Origin of the sequence: Sorangium sp. So ce302, from assembly GCF_051530145.1 — a bacterium.
GTDB classification, from domain to species: Bacteria; Myxococcota_A; Polyangia; order Polyangiales; family Polyangiaceae; genus Sorangium; species Sorangium cellulosum_B.
This window is the reverse complement of the sequence record NZ_CP150326.1, coordinates 7,069,048-7,086,592: the sequence shown is the minus strand read 5'-3', so window position 1 is coordinate 7,086,592 and position 17,545 is coordinate 7,069,048. Positions and strand designations below refer to the sequence as shown.

Sequence of the window (17,545 nt, the reverse complement as noted above, 5' to 3'; positions counted from 1 at the left end):
GATGGACGTCCCGGTCCTCGTGAGCGGGCTCTCGAAGGTGTACCACGCCGATCGCGAGGACCTCGCGGTGCGGGCGGTCGACCGGATCGGCTTCGAGGTGCGCCGGGGCGAGTCGGTGGCGATCATCGGGCCCTCCGGCTGCGGGAAGTCGAGCCTGCTGAACATCCTCGGGTGCCTGGATCGGCCGACGGAGGGCACGTACCGGCTCGGGGGGCGCAACGTGGCGGAGCTCGACGACGACGAGCTCGCGGCGCTCAGGAACCGCCACATCGGGTTCGTGTTCCAGAGCTTCAACCTGCTGCCGCGGATGACGGCGGCGGAGAACGTCGAGCTGCCGCTGCTCTACGGGGCGGTGAAGAACAGCCGCGCGCTCGCGGAGGGCGCGCTCGAGCGCGTGGGGCTCGCGGCGCGCGCGCGGCACCTGCCGTCGGAGCTCTCCGGCGGGCAGCGGCAGCGCGTGGCGATCGCGCGGGCGTTCGTGACGCGGCCGTCGATCCTGCTGTGCGACGAGCCGACGGGCGCGCTCGACAGCAAGACGGGGCGCGACGTCCTGGAGCTGCTCCTGTCGCTGAACGCGGACGGGACGACGCTGATCATGGTGACCCACGACCTCGGCGTGGCGCGGTCGCTCTCGCGCGCCATCCACATGAGGGACGGGCACATCGTGGCCGACGGGCCTTCGGCCGACGTGGTGTCGGCGTTCCACGCGGGCGAGATGGAGGCGGCATGCTGATCAAGGAGACGGCGAAGAGCGCGTGGCGCTCGCTCGCCTCGAACCGCCTGCGCACGCTGCTGACGATGCTCGGCATGATCATCGGGACCGCGGCGGTCGTGGCGGTGCTCGGGATCGGGGAGGGCGCGCGCAGCAGCGTCGAGGGGCGGATCCGGTCGCTCGGCGCGAACCTGCTGATGGTGCGCCCGGGGTCCGCGTCGGCGAGCGGGGTCCGGTCGGGCACGGTGAAGACGCTGACCGTGGACGACGCCGAGGCGCTCAAGGGGCTCGACGGCGTGGCGGCGATCGCGCCGGAGCGGAGCGGCAGCGCGCAGCTGCGGTACATGGCGAGCAACCTGAACGCGTCCGTGACGGGGATCACGCCGGCGTACCTCGAGGTCCGCTCGCTCTCGGTGGCGAGCGGCGTCTCGTTCTCCGACCTGGACGAGCAGCAGCGGGCGCGCGTGGTCGTGCTCGGGGCGAACGTGGCGCGGCAGCTCTATCCGGGGGCTTCGCCGCTCGGGACGCGGCTCCAGATCAACGGGAATGCGTTCCGGGTGGTCGGGGTGCTGGCGGAGAAGGGGTCGGGCATGGGCTCGCCGGACGACGGGGTGTTCGTGCCGCTGTCGACGCACCGGTCGGTGCTGTTCGGGCAGGATCACCTGTCGACGATCTCGCTGCAGCTGGCGAGCGAGGATCGGTCCGACATGGTGATCGCGCAGCTGGAGCAGCTGCTGCGCCTGCGCCACCGGCTGCGCGCGGATCAGCCGAGCGATTTCGAGGTGCGGTCGCAGGCCGAGATGCTGGCGACGATGGGGCAGATCACGGGCACCTTCACGATGCTGCTCGGCAGCGTGGCGGCGGTGTCGCTGATCGTGGGGGGCATCGGGATCATGAACATCATGCTGGTCTCGGTGCGGGAGCGGACGCGCGAGATCGGCGTGCGGATGGCGGTGGGGGCGCGGCGCGGGGACATCCTGCGGCAGTTCCTTGTCGAGGCGGTCGTCGTGTCGCTCGCGGGCGGCGTGGCCGGGGTGGGCCTCGGGTACGGGGCGGCGGTGCTGCTGTCGCGGTTCGGGGAGTGGGCCACCATCGTGCCGACGTACGCGGTCGGGCTGGCGCTCGGGGTGTCGATCCTCATCGGGATCACGTTCGGCGTGGGGCCGGCGAGGCGCGCGTCGAGGCTCGATCCGGTGGAGGCGCTGCGGTTCGAGTGAGCGGCAATGGGGGCGGCACGGGTTGAAGGCGCGAGTCTCGGGCGTGCGGGACGATCAACCAACATGACCAAGACACATGATCGCCGGTCGTCGTCCCGAGGACCGAACTCGCTGGCCTGAAGGAGACTCGTTCCCGCTGCCCGCGCCCATCGCGAGGGAATGCAGACTCCGCTGGTTCTGGGCCGCTCATCGCTCCACGCCCACCTGAACCCACGTCGCTGCGCGGCGGTCCGTTCTGGCCGATCACGCAGCATTTGTCGGCGCAGCGCTGAGCTCGCCATTGCTTTTCAGTGCCGGCGCGCCGCCGGCTCGCTATCCTGTGGTGGGATGGATGTCCTGCTGCAGAACGACCACCTGACGGTCACCCTCGATCAGGAGATGTCGATCGTCCGCAGCACCCGCTCCGAGGTCCCCTATCCGTCTCCCGACGATTTCATCCGGGTCCACTCCGAAGCGCTCAAGGTCTACGAGTCGCTCGATCGCTGGTGCCTCGGCCACCTGCTCGACCTCCGCCGGGCTCCGATGAACAACGATCCGGCGTTCGAGGCCGCGACGATGCGCACGCGCAGCATGCTCGTCAGCGAGTTCGCGTGCGTCGCCATCGTCGTGCGGACGGCGGTCGGCGCCCTCCAGGTGAACCGGCTCCTGCGTGAGGAGAACAACGACCATGTCGTCGTGCTTCAGGACGACGACGCCGCCGTGGGAGTTCTCCTCGAGGAGCTCGGAAAGCAGGTGCGCCGATCCAGCGCGCCGCCGCACAGCCGCCCCCGGAGCTCCCATCCCCATCCCTGGATGCGCCCCGCCAGGCAGCGCTGAGCCCGAGCATCCGTCCGGCGCTTTGAAGGTGGCGCCGGCGCCCGGAGCGAGGGCGCCTGTCGCGGCGCTTCTCGTGAGCGCGCTGGGCGTCTAGACTCCCCGGGTGCGCGCCGATCGCAGCACGTGCCCGCGATGCGGCCTCCTGATCAACGCGGAGGGGCGCTGTTACCCCGGGTGCCAGGGGCCGCTCGCCACCGTGCGCTGCGGCGGCTGCTACCAGCTGAACCTCCCCGACGCGGAGCGCTGCGACGGGTGCGGGCACGAGCTCGGCCTGGAGCCCATCCCCGAGCCCGACGCGCTCCTCTGCTCCGATTGCGGCGTGCCCTTCTCGGCGTTCCGCGCCGCGGCCGGCCTCCTGCGCGACTGCGGCCGGTGCGGCGGCCAGCTCGTCGACCACGCGCTCTTGCTGGACCTCCTGGAGCGCCGGGAGAGCTATGGGGCGAGCGCGCCGAGGCCGCCGCGGCGGCCGGAGCACGTCGACGTCCGCGTGCGCTACGTCCGGTGCCCGGCGTGTGGCCAGCGGATGAACCGCAAGAACTTCGCCGGCAAGAGCGGCATCATCGTCGACATCTGCAGGGAACACGGCACCTGGTTCGACCGGGGCGAGCTCCCGCAGCTCCTCGCCTTCGCCGCGTCGGGCGGCACCGCGAGGGCGCGGCAGCAGCAGATCGAGGAAGAGGCGCGGTCGCGCCGGGAGGCCGAGATCGCCAGGGAGGCGGCGCGTCGGGCGAGCGCCGTCGTGGCTGCCTCGTCCTGGGAATCCCGCTGGGAAGGCCGGCGGGCCGCCGTGCAGGAGCTGCTCGATCTCTTGTGGCAGATCACCCGCTGAGCGTCCGCGCGCGCCGGCCGCGCCGGTGAAGAGACGTCAAGGGGCGTGCAGGACGGACGGGGGCGTCGTATGACGTGCCGCCACGACATGACGTCCCTCGACCAGCGCCTGTCGGCGCTCGATCTGTCCGTCCTGCCGACCTGGGTCTACGACCACGGCCGGTACCGGTTCGCATGGGGCAACGCGAAGGCCGTCGAGTTCTGGCGCGCGGCGGATCGCGCCGAGCTGCTCTCCCGCGACCTCTCGGACCTGTCGCCGGCCGTCCGCGCGCGGCTCGACGGCTACCTCCGCGTCCTCGCGGAAGGGGGGACGGTGCTGGAGGACTGGACGCTCTACCCGCGCGGGACGCCCGCGACCGTGACGCTCCACGGGCAGCCGATCGACCTCGATGACGGGCGGCTCGCGATCCTGTTCCAGGCGCTCCCCGAGGCCGCCAGCGTCGGCGCCTCGATGGTGCGCGGCGTGGAGGCGGTCCGGCACTCGTCGGTGCTGGTCAGCCTCGTCGACCGGGAGGGGAAGGTGCTCTTCCACAACCCCGCGGCCCTGCGCGCCCTCGGCGACGCGCCGACGATCGACGCGGCGTTCCCGGACGAGGGCGTGAGCGCGGCGGTCCGTGGCGCGATCGACGCCGAGGCGGCGTGGGCAGGGGAAGTGCGGGTCGTCACGACCGACGGCGAGCGGTGGCACCAGGTGGAAGCGCGCCCCACGACCGATCCCGTGACCGGCGCGCGCGCGGTGCTCGTGCAGCAGCTCGACGTCACGGCGCAGCGGCGCGCCGAGGGGCAGGTCGAGGAGCAGGGCCGGCTCATCGACCAGCTGAACCGCTCGCTCGCCCTCGTGGAGGAGCAACGGCGGCAGATCCTGAACCTCTCCGCGCCGATCCTCGACGTCGGCCGGGGCACGCTCGCGGTGCCGCTCATCGGGCGCCTCGACGCGGAGCGCGGCGGCGAGCTCGGAGAGCGGCTCCTCCCCGCGATCGTGGCGCAGCGGGCGTCCCACGTGGTCCTCGACGTCACCGGCGCGGAGGCGCTCGATCCGGACGGCGCCGCGGCCCTGGAGCGGCTGGCGCACGCGATCCAGCTGCTCGGCTCCAGGCCGATCCTCACCGGCGTCCGCCCGGAGGTCGCGCGCGCGCTCGTCGACGTCGACCTCGGCGAGGAGCTGCTCGTCCTGCGCAGCCTCGGCCGCGGCCTGGAGGTCAGCCGGAGGCGCGCGCGTGGAGGCCCGCGGCGCCGGGCGTAGGCGCCGGCGCGCGCGGCGCCAGCCGGAGCGGCGTCCCCGCGGCGCCTGCGACCGCCGCAGCGCTTTTCGAGCTGCCAGGCCGGACGGCCTCTGCCATAAGAGGCCGCCATGACGCTTGAAATTCGTGGAAAGTGGGCGCTGGTCACCGGCGCGAGCCGGGGTATCGGAAAGCGGATCGCGCGCGGCCTCGCGGACCTCGGCTGCAACGTCGTCCTGCACAGCCGCGACGCGGCGCACACGCGCGAGCTCGAAGGGGAGCTCGCCGGCAAGGGGATCCGGGTGAGCGCCGTCTCGGGCGAGCTGTCGGATCAGGCGGCGGTCGACCGCATGCTGGACGACGCCATCGCGGCGTCGGGCGGGATCGACCTCCTGTTCAACAACGCCGCCATCATGACGCCGTTCCGCGCCTCGCACCTGCAGACGCCGGCGGACGATTACCGGCTCAGCTTCGAGGTGAACGTCATCAGCCCGATACGGATCACGTACCGGCTGCTGCCGACGATGCTGGAGCGGCGGTTCGGGCGAATCGTGCAGGTGACCTCCGGGATCCAGGATCAGCCCGAGCTGATGGCCTACGCGGCGTCGAAGGCCGCGCTCGACAAGTTCGTGCGCGACATGGCGCCTTCGCTCCGTGGCACGGGCGTGCTGATGAACCTCCTCGACCCGGGGTGGCTGCGGACCGATCTCGGCGGGCCGAATGCGCCGAACGACGTCGAGTCGGTGCTGCCTGGGGCGCTCGTCCCGGCGCTGGTCGACGGCGAGGTCCACGGGGTGCTCTTCCGCGCGCAGGACTACGCGCATCCCGCCGCGCGCTGACACGCGCGGGGCGTGCTTCTGACGTCCGCGCGCCCCGCGTGAATCGCGTGAATCGCGTGAATCGCGCGCCCCGCGTGAATCGCGCCGGCTCGACAAGTTGTGCCGCGCCGCCGGTGCGCGTCTTGCTAGCGTCGTGGGAGATGAACGAGAGCTCGGGACCTGAGGCGGACACGAGACCTCGCGCGAGCTGCGGCGTGGGGGAGGCTCCCACGGCGCTCGCGACGGAGGCCGCCGCGCGTGCAGCGCGATGGGGGCGCTGGGGGGCGCTCTTGCCGGTGCTGGCCTGCGCGTGCTCGCTGGAGGGGTTGTCCGCCGCGTGGGACGCCTCGTCGGCGCCCACGGGAGGGGGGAGCAGCTCGTTCAGGATCAGGATCGAGGCCGAGGACTGCGAGCTCTCCGGCCGCTTCGAGCGCGTGGACGACCCGCTGGCGAGCGGCGGGACGTACGTGGCGGTCCCCGAGGAGGCGAATTGCGAGAGCGACCGGGTCGACTGCTCGTTCGAGATCGGTGAGGCCGGCACGTACCAGATCAGGGCCAGGGTCGCCACGGGGCCCGACGAGAGCACGGACAACTCGTTCCTGGTCCGGATGGACCATCAGCCGGAGCTCGGAACCAGGTACGACTTCAACGGGACCGCGTTCCACGAGGATTACGTTCACGACTCGGAGGACGAGACAGGGCTGCTGCTCAAGTTCCCGCTCGATCCCGGGATGCACATCGTCTCGTTCGGGTGCCGCGAGGACGCGGCGAGGCTCGACTGGGTCGAGCTCGTTCGAATCGGCCCCTGATCTCCGGGAGGAGCCGCGGAGCCGAGCACGGGACCACGCAGCGGCGCTCGATATCGCGGGCCTCGTGCAGCGCCGGGGCTGATGACGCGGTGTTGCACGTGTCCACCGTGTCAACCCGTGGTTGACAGCCTCGGTCGCGGCGCCTGCCCGGGAGCTCCGGGGGAGAGGCGCGGCGCGGCAGAGATCCCTGCGGGAAATGCGGTGAAACCGTGAGATCCAGACAGGGCTGGTTCGTCCTGAGCTGATGGCATGTGCGTTGCTGTGAAGCTCCAGCGAACGGCTTGTGTGCTGTCCGGCGCCTCCGCCCGCGTCGCGCGAGCTGCTTGGCCTTGGCTCATCACGGAAAGGTGACTTGCTCATGAAGTGCGAATCTCGAGTCGCTTGGGCTGCGCTGATCGCGCTCGGCATCCTCGGCGTTTCGGTGGTCGGATGCGGCTCGGAGACGTCAGAGCCGGAAGACGATGCGGGGCAGCCGACGAGCAGCGGGAGCGCAGGCTCCACGGCGAGCGTCGGCGCCGCCGGGACCGGTGGGACCGGCGCGGGCAGCGGCGCGGGCAGCTCCAGCGGCGGGACCGGGGGCTCCGGCAGCGGTGAGGGCGGCTCCGGCAGCGGTGAGGGCGGCTCGGACGAAGGCACCGGCGGCTCCAGCAGCGGTGAGGGCGGCTCGGACGAAGGCACCGGCGGCTCCAGCAGCGGCGCGGGCGGCTCTGGCAGCGGTGCCGGCGGCGGCGACACCGGCACGGTCGACTTCAGGCTCTACGGCTATGCCACGACCGGCGACGGCACCACCGGAGGCAAGGGCGGAGAGGTCGTCTCCGTGAGCTCGCTCGACGCCCTGAGGAGGGAGGCCGCGAGGGACGGCGCCGTGATCATCCAGATCACCGGCAAGATCAGCGGCAGCGGCGACGACGTGGACGTCACCTCTGACAAGACCCTCGTGGGGGTCGGGTCGAGCGGAGAGCTGGAGGGGATCGGGCTCAATCTGAGGAGGGCCTCCAACATCATCGTCCGCAACCTGAAGATCCACCACGTGCTGGCCAGCAGCGGCAACGGCGACGGCATCCACATGGACGAGAGCCACAACGTCTGGATCGACCACTGCGAGCTCTGGGCCGAGTCTCCCGCCGTGAACTCCGACAAGGACAAGTACGATGGTCTCATCGACGCGACCCACGAGTCCTCGAACATCACGATCTCGTGGAGCTACCTGCACGACCACTGGAAGGGCATGCTGGTCGGCTCGTCGGACAACGACGACAGCGACCGCCGCATCACCTTCCATCACAACCGCTTCCGCAACGTGAACTCCCGCGTCCCGAGCTATCGCGGCGGCAACGGGCACGTCTTCAACAACTACTTCGAGGACGTCCCCACGTCGGGGGTGAACTCGCGGGTCGGCGCCTGCCTGAGGGTGGAGGGCAATCACTTCTACAAGGTGCAGAACCCCATCACCACCCTGGACAGCCCGGCCGGCGGTACGCACCGCATCGACAACGTGTTCGAGCAGACCAGGGGGACACAGGAGTCGGGTGAAGACTGCTCCTGGACCGCGCCGTACGAGTACCCGCTCGACCGCGCGGCCGCCGTCAAGGCGCTCGTCCTGGAGCACGCGGGCGTCGGCAAGACGGACCCGCTGGCGAACCTGCCCTGAGCGCCGCCGCCGGCGCGCCCCTCGTCCCGGCGGCTCCACGTGGGAGCGCGCCCGAGCTCGCTTCCGCCGGCTGAGCCATTCCCGGCCCGTCGGGGTACATAGTGAGCATGAACCCCGAGCCGCCCCTCCGCGCCTGGGTGCGACCGCCCCTCACCCAGGGGAGCGTGGCGCGTCAGTGGCAGCGCATCGAGGAGCGGCTCGAGGCCCGGGGCGCTCGCCATGGCCGCCGGTGGCTCTGGGCCGGCTCCCTCGCCGGAGCGCTCGCCCTGGGGGCGGCCGCGCTGTGGGTGGGGGCGCGCGGCGGCTCGTCCAGCGCGCCGCCGGCCGCGGTCGCGGCGATGGGCTCGGTGCTGTCCCTGTCGGACGGCTCGACGATCTCGCTCGACCAGGGCGCGGAGCTCGAGGTGCAGCGCGACGAGCCTCGCCACGTCGCGACCGCGCTGCGCTCGGGCGCGGCCCGCTTCGAGGTCGTCCCCGACGCCGCGCGGTCGTTCACCGTCGTGGCGCGCGGCGTGGAGGTCCGCGTCGTCGGCACCGAGTTCCGCGTGGCCGTCGACGGGGCGACGGAGGAGGTCACCGTCTCGGTGACGAAGGGGATCGTCGAGGTCCGTCACCCCGCGCGGCCCGACGACGTGAAGCGGCTGCACGCGGGCGAGTCGTGGTCGACGAGGCCCGAGCCCGCGAAGGCGGAGCCGCCCGCGGACGCGGTGCCCGCCCAGCCCCCGCCCGCCCCGCCGCTCGCCACGGGCGCCCCTGCCGCGCCAGCGCAGGGGAGCGCAGCGGCCGCGCCCTCCGCGCCGAGCGCCGACGCCGCGCAGAGGCTCTTCGACGCGGCCAACCAGGCGCGGCGGGCAGGGGATCTCGCGCGCGCCGCGACGCTGTACCGGCAGCTCGTTGCGAGGCACCCCGGCGACGCGCGCGCGCAGATCGCGGCGCTCGAGCTCGGCCGCATCGAGATGGAGCGAGGCCAGGGCACGAACGCCGAGGACGCGCTCAAGACCGCCGCCTCGTCGGCGGCAGGCTCGTCGGTCCACGAAGATGCGCTCGCCCGCCTCGTCCGGCTCTACGATGGCCAGGGGAAACGAGCCGCGTGCGAAGAGGCCCGACGTCGCTACCTCACGACCTACCCGAGCGGCGTCCACGTCGCCGCCGTGAAGGCCGCCTGCGCGCCGCGGTGATGGCGGCGGGGCGCGGGCTCGTGCTCCCGGCCCTCCTCGCCGCCACCGCCGGGGTCGCGCGCGCCGAAGGAGACGCCTGCGGCGGCGATGCGCCGCCGATCGCCGTGCTCGTCGAGGGCGCGACGCCGGAGCTCGAGCGCGCGATCTTCGTGGACCTGGCAGCCGAGCTCGCCCGCACCGACCTCTGCGCGCGGCTCGAGGCGGGCGCCTCGCCCGACGCGCGCGGCGCGGGGCGCGAGCGGGCGATCGCGCGCGTGACCATCCGCATCTCGCCGGAAGGCGTCGCCGCGGTCCGCATCGACGACGCCATCACCCAGAAGCGCCTCGAGCGCGCGGTGGACGTGGCCGGGCTGAAGGACGACGGCCGCGCGCTCGCGCTCGCGATCGCCGCCGACGAGCTCCTCCGGGCGAGCTGGGTCGAGCCCACGCTGAGGCGACGGGCCGCGATGGCGAGCGCCGCGCCGGCGCCGACGGCGGCGCGGGCGCCCGCGGGCGGGGTCCGCGAGGCGCCGGGCGCGGGCGGCGGAGCGGATCGGCGCGCGACCGAGATCGGCGTGCGCGCGACCGTGGCCGCGTACGGCGGCGGCCAGGTGCAGCTCGGGGGCGCGCTCCTCCTCCGGCGGGACGTGCTGCCCTGGCTTGCTGGCTCGGTGTTCGTGTACGCGCGCGAGGCGCTGCCCGCGTCCGCCGCGCTCGGGACGGTGCTCGGGCACGCCGCGGGCGGCGGCGCCTCGCTGTCGGCGTACGTCGCGCGGACGGGGCGCGCCCGGCTCGGCTTCGAGGCGGCCGTCGAGGCGGGCTACGTGCTCTTCGAGGGGCGCGCTTCGGAGGGCGCGTCGGCGTCGCGCTTCGGAGGGCCGACGGCGTTCGCCGCGCTCGGCGTGACCGCGGACGTCGACGTGCGGCCCGTGCGCTTCGGCGCGAGCGTCGGCGCGCTCGCGCCCTTCATGATGGTGGAGGCGCTCGCGGGCGACGCGGTCGTCACGAGCATGGGCGGCCCAGGCGTGCTCGCCGCGCTGGGCGCGGGGGTGGTGTTCTGACACGGCGCTCGACGCGGCCGCAGGCGTGGCGCGCGATCGCCGTCGCCGTCGCCGTGGGGGCGTGCACCCAGAGCGGCGTCGTCCTCGAGGCGGGGCCGGGCGGCGCCGGCGCGGGCGGAGCCGGCGCAGGCGGCGCCGGAACGGCGGGTGCGGGCGGCGCCGGTGCAGGTGACGCCGGCGCGGGCGGCGCTGCCGAGGACACCGTCCTGCGCGTCGACGGCCTCGCCGCGGGCCCGTACCACACGTGCGTCATCCAGGGCGGGCGGCTCTCCTGCTGGGGGGCCAACGACGAGGGGCAGCTCGGCGTCGGCGACACGGAGGACCGGACCACGCCGGCTGCGGTCGAGGGCGACGGCTGGGCCGAGAGCGCTCTCGGCGAGCTCCACAGCTGCGCGAGGCGGCTCGACGGCAGCCTGTGGTGCTGGGGCGCGAACGGCGAGGGGCAGCTCGGGATCGGGTCCGCTGCTTCCGAGGTCACGCCGGCGTTGGTCAGCAGCGCGGCGCCGATGGCGCAGCTCGGGAGCACGTACCTGCACACGTGCGGGGTGGACGTCGATGCGGCGCTCTGGTGCTGGGGCGACAACGAGGAGGGCCAGCTCGGCCTCGACGATCCCTTCCCGGAGGATGGCGTCGACCGCGACCAGCCCACGCGCGTCGGGTCGGCGAACGACTGGACGCTCGTCGACGGCGGCCAGGGCCACAGCTGCGGTATCCGCGCGCCGGGCCACCTCTACTGCTGGGGGCGCAACTCCCGGGGCGAGCTCGGCCTCGGCGACGACGCCGAGCTGCAGCTGCGCGATCCGCGCCGCGTCGGCGACGCCGCGGACTGGATCGACGTCCGCACCGGCCAGAACGGGGCCTGCGGGCTGCGCGACGCAGGACGCGGAGGCCACGAGGGCGCGCTGTACTGCTGGGGCGAGAACTCGTTCGGCGAGGCGGGCGTCGGGCACGAGGAGATCCTCCGGGCGCCGGCGCGCGTCGGCGCGCTCGACGACTGGGTGAGCTTCTCGATCGACACCTTCCACACGTGCGGCGTGCGCGCGAACGGCGAGCTCTACTGCTGGGGCTACAACCTGGAGGGCCAGCTCGGCCTGGGCGACATGAGCGATCACACGACGCCGGTGCGCGTCGGCGACGCCTCCGACTGGGCGTCGGTCGCGGCCGGGCGGCACCACACGTGCGCGCGGAAGCGCGACGGCGCCGTCCTGTGCGCCGGGCTCAACGATCGCGGCCAGCTCGGCGCCGGAGACCTCGAGCGGCGCCTCGTCTTCACGCCGGTCGCGAGCGCGCCGTGAGCGGTCGTCACGCGCCCGGCTTGCGCGGGCGCCCGGCCTGCGCCGAGAGGCGCTCTTCGGCGGCCGCGATGCGCCGCTTGACCGTCGCGAGCGACGCGCCCGTCGCCTCGGCGACCTCTTCCAGCGACATGCCCTCGACGCGCCGGAGCAGGAGCGCGACCCGCTCGGCGACCGGGAGCGCCTCGACCTGCGCGTAGAGCTGCCGCACCTCGACGGCGACGTCCTGCGGGCAGTCCGCGCCGACGACGTCGTCGAACGACACCTCCCCGCGGCGCGCGAGCCCGAGCCGCTCGGCGATGCGCTGGCGCCGCAGCTGCTTGTGCGTGAGCCGCACCGCCATCGAGGCGATCCACGAGGCGAAGGCCTGGGGGTTCTCGAGCCTGTGGAGGGAGACGAACGCCGTGAAGAACACGTCCTGCACGACGTCGTCGAGGTCCGCGCGGTTCGGGATCAGGCGCCAGAGGATCCCCGAGACGTACGGCACGTGCCGCAGGAAGAGCGCCTCCTGCGCCCAGCGCTCCCCCGCGCGCGCGGCCAGGACGAGCTCCGCGTCGGAGGGGCCCGCCTTGGGCCCGGGCGGCGCGCCTGACGTCGTCGCGCTCCCGCGTGCGCTGGGCGGACTCTGTCTCACGACGGACGATATACAATAGGGGATCGTCGCCGGACGAACTGTGAGCTCAGGGGAGGGGCGAGGTGCGCTGCCTGACGCTTCCCGATCCGGAGGGGTTCCGGGAGGTCACGTCGGCTTTGGGGGGCGGCGCGCGCTAGCGGCTCGCCGATTTCGCCCCGGCGGAGCGCTCGTCGAGCCAGAGGATGGCGGTGACGCCGCGCGGGTAATAGCGGCTGCCGACAGGCACGCCCCGCTGCATCTGATCGGAGAAGGCCCAGTAGCCGGAGCCCTCGATCTGCCAGCGGACGTGGGCCTCGTCGTGGCGCCCGTCGTCGGAGAGGTCGGCCTTCAGGATCGCGCGGGCGATGTGCTGGCAGAGCGCGATCTTGCTCATCCAGGAGTTGTCGCTGCTGCTCGAGAGCTTCCAGCCGCCCTCGGGGAACAGGCACAGACCGGGCTTGAGGATGGCCTGGAAATGCCGGTGGAGGGTCCGCACGAGCTCGCCGTGCTCGCCCTCCGCGGCGTTGTCGTCGAGCAGGCCCATGGCGTGGGGATAGAGGAGCCCCTCGATCGCGGGGATGATCGCGCTCATCGAGCTCCCGTCGAGCAGGGCGGGGATGTAGCCCGACGGCTCGTGGAAGGCCGACACGATGGCGCGCGCCGACCGCTGGCTCGCTGCGCTGGACTCCGCGGCCTGGGCGGCGTTCCCGCAGCGCTCGAGAAGGTGGGCGAGGATCACGTACGACGCCCACGTCTTGCCGGCCAGGTAGAGGTTGCCGCGCGCGCGACCGAGCGAGTGGTCGAGCGAGTCGTAGGTCGTGATCTCGGCGCCGGTCCCGCAGCGGTTGCTGTCGAGCGACATCACGCCGGTCCGCGCGCCGGGCTCCGGGGCGTCCCGGTGGAGGAGGCTCGTGAGGAGCTCGGCGAAGAGGCCGCGGTGGCGCTCGAGGAAGCCCTCGTCGCCCGCGCGCGCGATGTAGACGCCGGCGCAGCAGATCCAGTTCGTGAGCTGCTCGTGCGTCATGTGGCTGAAGCAGGCGGCGTCGAGGTTCGGGCGCTCGTAGCTGGAGTCGCCGGCGGGCGAGAAGTGGTTGCTGACGCCCATGTCGTGGGTGAACGACACGCCGCCCGGGAGGAGCTCGGAGGGCGCGCCGGGGCGCTTCACCTCGTCGCGGAAGCTGTAGCGATCGACGTAGAGGTCGAGGACGTCGCGCACGACCCAGGGGGCGTAGCGCAGCTCGAAGAAGAGGTGATCGATCGTGAGATCGAAGGTGTTCATCATCTCGTACTCGCCCTCGTTCACGACCCACAGCGGCGCGGGGGGCGAGGCGTCGTCGAGCGCCGTGTCGAGCCACTCGGTGGACCCGAAGTAGCCGTGGGTCGCCTGGGCGAGCAGCCATTTCTGGGCGGGGCTCAGCGGCGAGCTCGCGAGCTCCTCGTCTCGCTGCGCCGCCTCGCGGACGAGCGCCTCGCGGTGGTCGAGCGCGTGGGAGAGGACGTCCTCGAGCTTCCGGAAGTAGCGGGTGTACGCGTAGCGCGCCTCGATGCCGGTCGTGATGGTCCCGGCCTCGTGGAAGCCCAGCGCGATCCAGACCTCGCGCCGGGCGCCCGGCGGGACGTCGATGAGCAGGCCGCCGGTCTTGCCGAGGCGGAACAGCCGATCAGCGCTGCCCTCGAGCGCGTTCTCGGGCGAGAAGGCCTGGAAGGCGCGGACGCCCGGCTCCGGGCGGCAGGCGAAGCCCCAGCGCCGGGCGTGGGCGACGCCGATCAGCTGGCCGCCGCTCGTCGACTCGAGGTCGCGCATGCTCGGCGCATCGAGCGCGAAGGCGCCCGTCATGGGCTCGGCGCGGCCGGTGTTGTCGAGCTCGATCCGCGCGATGAGGGCCGGACAGCACCGCTGGGCGACCTCGGCGGCCGGCGCCGTGCGCGGATCCGGGATCGCGCCGAACGGCGAGAAGACGGTGAACGTAATCCGTCCAGCACGGATTGTGTCGGTGGCCCAGCCGAGCTCGCGGCGGATGTCCTGCTCGCCGAAGACGCGGCGCATCTGCGTGTCGTACGTCAGCGTGACGCCGAACGGGACCTCCGAGCCGGGGGTGCTGCTCGTCTCGAAGTAAGGGAGGCAGAAGAACTGGCCGTTGCCCTCGCGGTAACCGATGTAGACGTTCGACCCTCCCGGGCGGCCGACCTGGGAGGCAAAGCCGCCCCGTCGGTTGACGCTGCCGAGGGTGAAGGAGGCAAAGGCGCCGACCGGCGCATGCTGAACGTTGTAGGAGGAGCTCACGGCGGCACGATACAGGAGCCGCCGTGCGAAGCGCTCCTGCGGACTGGCCGGCGTGCGACGCTGGCAAAAGGCGCGTCGCACGGCGGAGCTGCCCGCGCGGGAGCCGAGTGTGGCGAGCGCCGACGATGTAGTCCGTTCAGCGCCGGAGGTCGTCTCGAAGGTGTCTCGTGGCGTCCGGTGATTCCGTCGTCTCCTGATGTATAAGGGCCTATCGGGCCCCGCCGAATTGGCGATGCGCCGCTCGGGGAGCTCGGCTCTCTCGAACGGCCCGGAACCTGGGGGAAGATCTCGTCATGTTGACCTTCGCGGCGCTTTGTGCTCAGAGCCGGGCGATTTCACGGATGGCGTTCGATCGGAAGTACCCGCACGCCTGGCTGCTCCGGGAGCTCGGCCCCGATGACCAACCTCCTCCGTCGTTCAAGACCCTCGTCGCCGGGACCGCGCCTGGCATGAGCGGCCAGCCGACCTTGTCCCGTCACCGGATCTCGTCGGGGATGATCGCCACGTCGCACGGCTGCGAGCTCCTGCCGGTGGCGAAGCGCCCCGAGAGCCCCTGGCAGGATCGCATCCTCATCGGGCGGGCGCTGAACAGCGATATCGTGCTCCGCGACGCGTCCGTCTCCAAGGTCCACGCCCACATCTCGGTGCTGGTCGCGGACACCCCGATGTTCCACGCGAGAAAGAGCACCAACGGGACCTTCCTGAACGACCGGCTCCTGGTGCCGTCCGGGGACGGCGTGCCCCTCCGCAGCGGCGACATGCTCCAGTTCGGCAACGTCCTCTGCGAGTTCATCGTGAACGCCGATCTCTACCGGCTCGTCGCTCGCTGAGGGCGGGGCCTCCCCGCTGCTGCGCTCGCCCGTCGGATCGCCCGAGCCCTGATGACCGATTCGCCGGCGCCGCCGCCGGGATCAGCTCCGCTCCGGGTGGGGCGCGCGGAAGAGCACCTCCACCGGGCCCGCGTGCGTCTCCACGACGTAGCTCGCCTCCACCGGGGCGCCGCCGCGGAACGCCCTCGTGACCTCCTTGCGCCGCTTCATCAGCTCGACCAGGCCGAGCGCGAGCGCCTCGGAGGCCGTGAGCTCCTTCGGCGTCGGCTTGCGGCCGATGAGGTCCTCGTCGACCATCGCGAGCGTGGGGTAGGCGTCCGGGTCGGCCAGCTCCCAGCGCTGCTCGGCGACCTCGGCGCGCAGCGCGGGGTGCAGGTCGCTCGCGCGATCGAAGCTCAGCGAGAAGAAGCTCGCCGGCAGCGACGCGGGCGGCGCGTCCGGGAGCTTGGCGGTCTCGGCCAGGTAGAGCTCGAACCCGCGCGCGCTCTCGAACAGGAGGACGCCGTGGCTCTGGCCAGCCTGCCCGACGACGCACAGCGCGAGATCGCGCGCGCCGAGCGACGGGATCGACAGCGCCATGATGTCGGCGTCGCTGGGCACCGCCTTCCAGGGCGTCACGCGGTAGAGCGCGGCCGCCGCGCGGAAGAACGAGGCCATCGCCGGCGCCTCGATGCCGCCCCCGAGGAAGCTCGGCGTCAGGCGGCCGTCCCGCGAGCCGAGGTGGGCCTCCAGGTCCTCGGCCACGACGTCGATCTCCGGCGTGGGCGCGACGCGGACCTCGACCTCCGGGCCGAGCCGCGCCCGCAGGGCCTCCGCGAGCGCCGGCGAGGCCACGCGCACGCGCTCGGGCAGGCGCGGCTTGCCCTCCAGGGGACCTCTGGTGGCGGCCTCGAAGCTGTCGACCGCGCCCGTCACGACGTCGCCGGGACGCAGGGCGGCGCAGCTCAGGACGAAGCCGCGCTCGGTCATCCAGACGACCGCCTCGGGGCGGTACGCGTCGTCGCCCTCGTGCACGAACGCGCGCAGGGAGAAGAAGCCGCCGATCCACTCCTCGTCCCTGCGAGGCAGCGAGCGCGCGCTCTTCTTGGACCGCTTCTTCTTGGGGGCTGGCACGGAGGACATCAGGGCACCTGTTCGCGAGGGCGCTCCAGCCGGTACGCTCGACGACCTGGGAGCGAGGGGCGAGACCGGAACCGAGAGGAACCGAGAGGAACTGAGAGGAACCGCGAGGAACCAGAGGAACCGCGAGGAACGAGAGGAACCACGAGGAACCGAGAGCGGAACGCTAGCGCAAAGGCCGCGTGCGTCGAAGCGCGAACAGGGCGCGGCGTGGCGGCTGGCGCGGGGGTCTTTCGTCTGGCGCTCGTCGCGGTGCCCTGTTATCGGTCATCGTGGTCCAGCGCGGGGACCTGAAGCAGGTGTCGCTCGCCGACCTTCCAGGGGACTCGATGCCTGAAGCGATCAGCAGAGGCTCCCGGCGCTCCGCAAAGGGTGTGGGGCGCGCGGGGCGAAGGGGGCTCGGTCGGCCCGCGCTCGGGCTCCTCGTGACGCTGGCCGCCTGGGCGCAGGCGGGCGTGGCCCGGGCCGAGCAGACCGCCGCAGAGGTGTCCGATGAGGTGAAGGCGCTCCCGGTGGCGCTCGACGGCGTGGCCGCGAAAGGGGCCGGCGCGGCCCGCCCTGTCGAGCCGGGGAAGCACAAGGTCATCGCGGCTGCGCCCGCGAGGTACGCCCTCGCGCGCGACGTCGAGGTGACGCGGCCGGGAGAGGCCGTCGAGGTCCCCGTGAGGGCGCTCGCGCCCAGCGCGGCAGCGCAGGATCCCGCGCCTTCCACCGGCGACATCGAGCCGCGCAGGCCGACGCCTTACGGCGCAAGGCCGGATCCGATCCACCGGAACCTGATGTGGGTGACGGGCGGGCTCACGCTGGCGGGCATCGCGCTCGGAAGCACCTTCGGTGGCCTGGCGATCTCCACGTGGGACAAGGTCGACGACGCGGCGAAGACGGCGTGCGCGAATCCGAGGCGTTACCGGGACTGCGCGCAGCCGGTGCCCGATCTGGCCAGCAAGGCGATGTCGTATGCGACCGTGTCCGATTTCTCCTTCATCGCCGCGAGCGTGGCGCTCGCCGGCACGGCCGTCCTCTGGCTGACGCTGCCCTCGGACGGGCCGCGCGCGACCGCCCGCGTCCAGCTCGCTCCGGGCGTCGTCGGTGGCTCCGTCGTCGGGGCGTTCTGATGA

The 17,545-nt window shown here is 73.0% G+C and carries 16 protein-coding genes; 13 read left to right on the top strand and 3 right to left on the bottom strand.

Features of this window, described 5'->3' with window-relative positions; translation table 11 throughout:
• Window position 1 precedes the first annotated feature (1 nt).
• From WME73_RS26820 to WME73_RS26770, 11 genes are all read left to right on the top strand, one after another.
• Window positions 2-733, top strand: a complete 732-nt coding sequence (locus WME73_RS26820) for an ABC transporter ATP-binding protein (RefSeq protein ID WP_437911367.1) — start codon at window positions 2-4, stop codon at window positions 731-733.
• Window positions 727-1,929: an ABC transporter permease gene (locus tag WME73_RS26815; RefSeq protein WP_437911366.1), complete on the top strand. Its 1,203-nt coding sequence runs from the start codon at window positions 727-729 to the stop codon at window positions 1,927-1,929. The genes WME73_RS26820 and WME73_RS26815 overlap by 7 nt, the downstream gene beginning before the upstream one ends.
• A 327-nt stretch (window positions 1,930-2,256) precedes the next feature.
• Window positions 2,257-2,745: a hypothetical protein gene (locus WME73_RS26810; RefSeq protein ID WP_437739229.1), complete on the top strand. Its 489-nt coding sequence runs from the start codon at window positions 2,257-2,259 to the stop codon at window positions 2,743-2,745.
• 103 nt (window positions 2,746-2,848) lie between these two features.
• Entirely contained in the window at window positions 2,849-3,574 is a 726-nt protein-coding gene (locus tag WME73_RS26805; RefSeq protein ID WP_437739228.1) for a zf-TFIIB domain-containing protein, read from the top strand.
• An 87-nt stretch (window positions 3,575-3,661) separates the two neighbouring features.
• Window positions 3,662-4,816 carry a PAS domain-containing protein gene (locus WME73_RS26800; protein ID WP_437739227.1) on the top strand — a complete coding sequence of 385 codons (1,155 nt, stop codon included), beginning with the start codon at window positions 3,662-3,664 and terminating at the stop codon, window positions 4,814-4,816.
• A 108-nt stretch (window positions 4,817-4,924) separates the two neighbouring features.
• Complete coding sequence (locus tag WME73_RS26795; protein ID WP_437911365.1) at window positions 4,925-5,632, top strand: SDR family NAD(P)-dependent oxidoreductase; 708 nt, start codon at window positions 4,925-4,927, stop codon at window positions 5,630-5,632.
• A gap of 194 nt (window positions 5,633-5,826) precedes the next feature.
• Window positions 5,827-6,420 (top strand): hypothetical protein, encoded by a 594-nt coding sequence (locus WME73_RS26790; RefSeq protein WP_437739225.1) that lies wholly within the window; start codon window positions 5,827-5,829, stop codon window positions 6,418-6,420.
• 358 nt (window positions 6,421-6,778) lie between these two features.
• Window positions 6,779-8,071, top strand: a complete 1,293-nt coding sequence (locus WME73_RS26785; protein WP_437911364.1) for a pectate lyase family protein — start codon at window positions 6,779-6,781, stop codon at window positions 8,069-8,071.
• Window positions 8,072-8,178: 107 nt separating this feature from the next.
• A complete protein-coding gene (locus WME73_RS26780; RefSeq protein ID WP_437739223.1) occupies window positions 8,179-9,249 on the top strand; it encodes a FecR domain-containing protein in 1,071 nt (356 codons plus the stop codon).
• Complete coding sequence (locus WME73_RS26775) at window positions 9,246-10,289, top strand: hypothetical protein (RefSeq protein WP_437739222.1); 1,044 nt, start codon at window positions 9,246-9,248, stop codon at window positions 10,287-10,289. Before WME73_RS26780 ends, WME73_RS26775 begins: the two co-directional genes overlap by 4 nt.
• A gap of 53 nt (window positions 10,290-10,342) precedes the next feature.
• Complete coding sequence (locus tag WME73_RS26770; protein ID WP_437911363.1) at window positions 10,343-11,584, top strand: RCC1 domain-containing protein; 1,242 nt, start codon at window positions 10,343-10,345, stop codon at window positions 11,582-11,584.
• A 7-nt stretch (window positions 11,585-11,591) separates the two neighbouring features.
• Here WME73_RS26770 and WME73_RS26765 read toward each other — a convergent pair whose 3' ends face one another.
• Both WME73_RS26765 and WME73_RS26760 read right to left on the bottom strand, forming a co-directional pair.
• Window positions 11,592-12,215 (bottom strand): RNA polymerase sigma factor, encoded by a 624-nt coding sequence (locus WME73_RS26765; RefSeq protein ID WP_437911362.1) that lies wholly within the window; start codon window positions 12,213-12,215, stop codon window positions 11,592-11,594.
• 133 nt (window positions 12,216-12,348) lie between these two features.
• On the bottom strand, window positions 12,349-14,478 hold the full coding sequence (locus WME73_RS26760) for a glycoside hydrolase family 52 protein (RefSeq protein ID WP_437911361.1): 2,130 nt from the start codon (window positions 14,476-14,478) through the stop codon (window positions 12,349-12,351).
• Window positions 14,479-14,819: 341 nt separating this feature from the next.
• Here WME73_RS26760 and WME73_RS26755 point away from each other — a divergent pair, with 341 nt between their 5' ends.
• Window positions 14,820-15,308 carry an FHA domain-containing protein gene (locus WME73_RS26755; RefSeq protein ID WP_437911360.1) on the top strand — a complete coding sequence of 163 codons (489 nt, stop codon included), beginning with the start codon at window positions 14,820-14,822 and terminating at the stop codon, window positions 15,306-15,308.
• 81 nt (window positions 15,309-15,389) lie between these two features.
• Here the strand turns inward: WME73_RS26755 and WME73_RS26750 are convergent, their stop codons facing one another.
• Window positions 15,390-16,430 carry a hypothetical protein gene (locus WME73_RS26750; RefSeq protein ID WP_437739217.1) on the bottom strand — a complete coding sequence of 347 codons (1,041 nt, stop codon included), beginning with the start codon at window positions 16,428-16,430 and terminating at the stop codon, window positions 15,390-15,392.
• Window positions 16,431-16,756: 326 nt separating this feature from the next.
• On the opposite strand from WME73_RS26750, the gene WME73_RS26745 reads away from it, so the two are divergent.
• Window positions 16,757-17,542, top strand: coding sequence for a hypothetical protein (locus WME73_RS26745; protein ID WP_437739216.1), 786 nt, complete (start codon window positions 16,757-16,759; stop codon window positions 17,540-17,542).
• Window positions 17,543-17,545 lie beyond the last annotated feature (3 nt).

Bases quoted from the DNA above. Each gene is read 5' to 3' on its own strand.
- WME73_RS26820 (WP_437911367.1), top strand. From the start codon at position 2: ATGGACGTCCCGGTCCTCGTGAGCGGGCTCTCGAAGGTGTACCACGCC.
- WME73_RS26815 (WP_437911366.1), top strand. From the start codon at position 727: ATGCTGATCAAGGAGACGGCGAAGAGCGCGTGGCGCTCGCTCGCCTCG.
- WME73_RS26810 (WP_437739229.1), top strand. From the start codon at position 2,257: ATGGATGTCCTGCTGCAGAACGACCACCTGACGGTCACCCTCGATCAG.
- WME73_RS26800 (WP_437739227.1), top strand. From the start codon at position 3,662: ATGACGTCCCTCGACCAGCGCCTGTCGGCGCTCGATCTGTCCGTCCTG.
- WME73_RS26795 (WP_437911365.1), top strand. From the start codon at position 4,925: ATGACGCTTGAAATTCGTGGAAAGTGGGCGCTGGTCACCGGCGCGAGC.
- WME73_RS26785 (WP_437911364.1), top strand. From the start codon at position 6,779: ATGAAGTGCGAATCTCGAGTCGCTTGGGCTGCGCTGATCGCGCTCGGC.
- WME73_RS26780 (WP_437739223.1), top strand. From the start codon at position 8,179: ATGAACCCCGAGCCGCCCCTCCGCGCCTGGGTGCGACCGCCCCTCACC.
- WME73_RS26755 (WP_437911360.1), top strand. From the start codon at position 14,820: ATGGCGTTCGATCGGAAGTACCCGCACGCCTGGCTGCTCCGGGAGCTC.
- WME73_RS26750 (WP_437739217.1), bottom strand. From the start codon at position 16,430: ATGTCCTCCGTGCCAGCCCCCAAGAAGAAGCGGTCCAAGAAGAGCGCG.
- WME73_RS26745 (WP_437739216.1), top strand. From the start codon at position 16,757: ATGCCTGAAGCGATCAGCAGAGGCTCCCGGCGCTCCGCAAAGGGTGTG.